Here is a 1,648-nt window from a genome sequence, read left to right as displayed (position 1 = left end):
GCCGCCGTCCTCGGGGGGCATTTCGGGCGTTCTCAGGCGCGGGGCCAGGGGAATCAGCATGAGCAGCGAGGGCAGGCCGAGCAGGGAGGATGCCGCAAAAAGCCCGGCTTCTCCGCCCAGCAAGGGCAGTATGGGTTCCGCGGCTGCGGGAATGATGGAATAGGGCAGCAGCATGGTGAGAGAAAAAATGGCAAAGCCGCGCGCGCTCTGGCCCTTGGGAATGCAACTGACAAGCACGGCCACGGTGCAGCTTGAAAAAACGGCCAGGGCAATGCCCTGCACGATGCGCAACGTCCAGATCATTCCGATGGTGTGCGGGCCGCCCACATGTGCATAGCCCAACATGACGCAGCTTGATATGACGATGGAAACGGCCATGGCGGCCAGTTTGCCGCGCCGGAGCAGCAGCACGCTCGCCAGCGGGCGGAACAGCAGCACCATGGCGAACATGGATGCCAGCAGCACTCCGCGCCAGTTGGGGCTGATGGACATGCCTTCCAGCCATTGCTCAAAGCAGTAAAAAACGGCGATAAAGCTGTTGCAGAACATGGTCATGCAAAACAGCAGAATAAAGTCACGGCTTAACAGGGTTTGCGGCGGTTCCGGCGATACCGGCGGCCGCACGGTTTCAACAGGGGAAGCGGCAAGGGGCGACATGTGGCCTCAATTACGTTATGCCGCGCTCGTCGCGGCAAGGGCGCAACGGCTGCTCCAGGGGGAGCTGCGGCTAATGGTACTCGCCTTTGAGAAATTTTTCGGCATAGGCCGACACTGCGGCCTCGTCCACCATAAGCATATCCATCTGGCGAGTCATGATAAGCAGACGCCCCAGCTGATCAAGGCGTGAGCACAGCTCGGGCCGTGGATACTTCTGGTAGCGCGCGCGTATCCTATCACCGGTAAGCTCAACGGTAAAGCCAAGCTCTTTGAGGATAAGCCCTATGCAGCGTACCCGGCGTACGCGCTGTACATCGTTTGCGGCTCCGCCTGCGAACTCAAAGCGGATGTAGTTCTTGCTCAGCGTGTCGCCGCACCAAGTGTCAAGAATGGCATAATGGTAGCCGACCCGTGATGAAAAGTTGAGGTAACGGTCTGAAACAATGGCGTAGCTGCGCTGGCCAAAGCGCGAACAGCCTTCTTCATTGCAGCCAATGACGCTTTGCCCCATAACCGAGAGAAAGCCGCGCATGTTGACCGGTCGCGGCCCGCGCGACTGCACTGCGGGGTTGAGCATGCCGTCGAGCACATGGCTGAAGGGAACGCTGGTCACGTCTTCGGGCAGCACGCGCCGCGCCTCAGGGTTGCGCAGGCCCCCGCCAAGGTCGATTATATAAAGATCAAGGGGAATGGAGCTTACAAGCTGGCTGGCAACACCGGCGCTGTTTTCCGTAACGCTGTCTGAAAGCTGGAACATCTCGGCATAGCTCATTTCGTGAGCGTAGCGCATGACGTCGTGCAGCGAGGTGCAGTGCTCCGGGGTAAAGGTGTCGGCCCTGGGGTCCACCAGGTGCAGCGGCAGAATATACGGGGCCACGCGGCGCAGAAGCATGAGGGCGGGGCTGTCGGCCCTGGCCTGTGGACGTGTGAGGCGCAGGGCCAGCAGCTCGGGTATTTCGCCGTCAAACACCCTGCCTGGTAGGGCGTCCAC

At 60.6% G+C, this 1,648-nt stretch carries 2 pseudogenes; both read right to left on the bottom strand.

The features are described 5' to 3' along the window. Nucleotides 1-657, bottom strand: a pseudogene (locus V6C16_RS12675) (MFS transporter); the annotation flags it as partial. Between the two features lie 70 nt (nucleotides 658-727). Next, nucleotides 728-1,648 (bottom strand): annotated as a pseudogene (locus tag V6C16_RS12670) (PEP/pyruvate-binding domain-containing protein); the annotation flags it as partial.

Origin of the sequence: Desulfovibrio sp. 1188_IL3213, assembly GCF_036763145.1 — a bacterium.
In the GTDB taxonomy this organism is placed as follows: domain Bacteria; phylum Desulfobacterota; class Desulfovibrionia; order Desulfovibrionales; family Desulfovibrionaceae; genus Desulfovibrio.
This window is presented reverse-complemented; position numbering and strand designations above follow the sequence as displayed.